Annotated in this window: 3 protein-coding genes and 1 pseudogene; 1 reads left to right on the forward strand and 3 read right to left on the reverse strand. The window is 40.1% G+C overall.

The genetic code is table 11. The features are described 5' to 3' along the window. Positions 1-202: 202 nt before the first annotated feature. From H1P_RS32380 to H1P_RS32390, 3 genes are all read right to left on the reverse strand, one after another. Positions 203-607 (reverse strand): Fur family transcriptional regulator, encoded by a 405-nt coding sequence (locus H1P_RS32380; protein WP_144875454.1) that lies wholly within the window; start codon positions 605-607, stop codon positions 203-205. Between the two features lie 175 nt (positions 608-782). Then, entirely contained in the window at positions 783-1,439 is a 657-nt protein-coding gene (folE, locus tag H1P_RS32385) for a GTP cyclohydrolase I FolE (protein WP_144875456.1), read from the reverse strand. Positions 1,440-1,458: 19 nt separating this feature from the next. After that, positions 1,459-2,430, reverse strand: coding sequence for a CobW family GTP-binding protein (locus tag H1P_RS32390; RefSeq protein ID WP_144875458.1), 972 nt, complete (start codon positions 2,428-2,430; stop codon positions 1,459-1,461). Between the two features lie 162 nt (positions 2,431-2,592). Here H1P_RS32390 and H1P_RS32395 point away from each other — a divergent pair. Continuing rightward, positions 2,593-2,796 (forward strand): annotated as a pseudogene (locus H1P_RS32395) (GTP-binding protein); the annotation flags it as partial. Between the last annotated feature and the right edge of the window lie 115 nt (positions 2,797-2,911).

The raw sequence follows: 2,911 nt of genomic DNA on the forward strand, positions 1-2,911 counted from the left end.
TTGAATAATTAGACTGCAAGATTAAACAAATACCCAGAAGCATTAGTTGAGATGTCAACTAAGATTTAGTCGCAGTATAAAACGAAGACCTTGGTAGCACGAAAAGTCTATTTCAACAGACGTTTTAGTGAACATTTTTGTAAGCTTTAATTTGATATTATGTATTTCATACTAATGACAATTCCTAAGAACCGCGATCACTTTATGATTGGCGAAATGCTTCTTGTTCTTGACAGTCGGTGCATAAACCAAAAAATTCTAAAGTATGATAATAAACCTTAAATTCTTGAGATTGAAACCAACGATCTAATTTACCGTTTATCGGACAATTATCGATAACAATCGAACGTTGACAGTGAAGACAGTTAAGGTGATGTTGCTGGTGGAATGAAGTAGCACTATACAAAGATTTACCGTTGGTACTCATTCGTTCTTGGATCGAGCCTTGTTTGTGAAGAGTTTTTAATGCACGATACACTGTTGCTAATCCTATTTTTTTGCCCCGACGCTGTAACTCTAAATACAAATCTTGAGCATCAATTTCTCGTTGGAGTTGTTTGAGGAAATCAAAAACAGTTTTGTGACTGCTGGGTTGTCGAATTGACATAAAAACTAACGATCATAAATTGAAATGGGTCAACACCGAGACAAGCGATCGCCAGTGTAAACCTTGGACGGGGCGATTCCTTTGAGAGACTGACTAAGCTACGCTTCGTATCTTCCTCGGTCAAAAATAAAGAGATGAGCTTAATACCCATCTCTAACAGTGACACGCACATCAATTAACGCAACGCAGGATTGTGGCGAATTAAACTCATAAACTCCTGACGGGTTTTCGCATCATTGGCAAACACACCTCTAACCGCACTGGTGGAAGTCCAAGAACCAGGTTTTTGCACTCCCCGCATGACCATACACATATGGCTGGCTTCTACTACTACTGCCACCCCTTTAGGTTGTAATAATCCTTGGAGTGCATCGGCGATTTGGGCGGTTAATCTTTCCTGTACCTGCAAACGTCGTCCGTACATTTCACAAATTCGAGCAATCTTTGACAGTCCGATTACCTTCCTATCGGGAATATAAGCTACGTGAGCGCGACCTAAAATTGGTAAGATATGGTGTTCGCAGGAGCTAAACAAGTCGATATCTCTAACCAAGACCATTTCATCGGTATTTTCGTGAAATACTGCCCCATTGAGCAATTCATCTAAGGATTGATGATAGCCAGAAGTCAGAAACTTTAAGGCTTTGACCACTCTTTTGGGAGTATCTCTCAAGCCTTCGCGGTCTGGGTCTTCTCCCAATCCTAAGAGTAAAGTCCGTACCGCTTGGCGCATCTCCTCTTCAGATACAGGAGGCTGTTGCGTAGTATTTAGTAGTGGTAATTTATTATCGATTTTGTTAACCTGATTTGGTTTGGACTTAGCTAGGGTCATAAATTTGAATAAGATTAAATTAAACAGTAACGGAAGTAGCCAAGCAATCATTCAACTGTTGGCGGAGTTTATCGGTATCTAAATGACGACCGATAAAGACTAGCTGGTTCAAAGGAGGAGTAGACCAAGGTTCGGACTTAATATCGTTGCGCTGTCCGCAGAGTTGGAAGATGTGACGTAATTCACTGCCTGCAAACCAAACAATTCCTTTAGCACGAAATACTTCTAGGGGAAGTCCTTCGTTTAAAAACTTTTGAAATTTATAGACATCAAAGGGTTTATCGCTCTCGAAAGACAGGGACACAAAACCATCGGCTTCTAGGTGATGGGAATGATGGTGGTGATGTTCGCGATGTTCTGCTTCAGCGTAATTGTCTATTTGAGTTAAACCCAGATCCAAGATTAACGGCAGAGGTACTTGAGCATATTGGGTATGAATAATTCTGGGATTGTTTTTAATCGAAGCAATATAGGTTTCTAATGCGGTTAATTGTTCTCTATCTACTAAATCGATTTTATTCAACAAGAGAATATCCCCATAGGCAATCTGCTTATACGCCACTTCGCTATTGAAATGTTCTGGGGTAAAGGTTTCCGCATCAATCAAGGTAATAACCGAGTCCAGGTGGGTAAACTCTCGAAAATCCGAACCAACAAAAGTCAAAATAATCGGCAAAGGGTCAGCTACTCCCGTAGTTTCGATAATCAAACGATCTACTTTTTCTCCCCTAGATAAGATTCGCGTTACTGCTTCTACCAACCCTTCATTAATGGTGCAGCAAATACAACCGTTGCTCAATTCCACCATGTCATCGTCGTAGGAAACTAAAAGTTGAGCATCGATATTGATCTCGCCAAATTCGTTAACTAATACTGCAACTTTCTGATTGGAGTCATTTTGCAGGATTTGATTGAGTAAGGTGGTTTTCCCGCTACCGAGAAAGCCTGTGATGATCGTGACTGGTAATCCTTGCTGGTTAATCTCTGACATGGTGAAGAGAAGCAATTTGGTTTACAAATATTTATTATAACGATAATCGTTCTCAAAAAAACTTCCGATAGAATATTTTTTCGGAATCTTGCTGTTGTCAGAGTCCGAGGCTATGATGAGAATCGTTATCATAATCACCAACAGTTATCTAACAATCAGTTAATGGACACATCGATACAAGGCATCCCCGTTAGCATCATTACAGGCTTCTTGGGTAGCGGAAAAACCACTCTGCTGAACCATATTCTGACTCAACAGCAAGGATTGAAAACGGCGGTTTTAGTCAATGAATTTGGCGAAATTGGCATTGACAACGAATTAATTATTTCTAGTGATGATGACATCGTGGAGCTAAATAGGGTTTGCTGAATAACTTGACAACCTTGAGCAAATAAAGGTTACAAGGATTTTGGGCGCAGCAAAAAGTTAAGTAAAAATGGCGAAAAACCCCTAAAATTGGTAAAAGACCCTTGCACTTATC

Origin of the sequence: Hyella patelloides LEGE 07179 (assembly GCF_900659865.1) — a bacterium.
GTDB classification, from domain to species: domain Bacteria; phylum Cyanobacteriota; class Cyanobacteriia; order Cyanobacteriales; family Xenococcaceae; genus Hyella; species Hyella patelloides.

Bases quoted from the DNA above. Each gene is read 5' to 3' on its own strand.
- H1P_RS32380 (WP_144875454.1), bottom strand. From the start codon at position 607: ATGTCAATTCGACAACCCAGCAGTCACAAAACTGTTTTTGATTTCCTC.
- folE (WP_144875456.1), bottom strand. From the start codon at position 1,439: ATGACCCTAGCTAAGTCCAAACCAAATCAGGTTAACAAAATCGATAAT.
- H1P_RS32390 (WP_144875458.1), bottom strand. From the start codon at position 2,430: ATGTCAGAGATTAACCAGCAAGGATTACCAGTCACGATCATCACAGGC.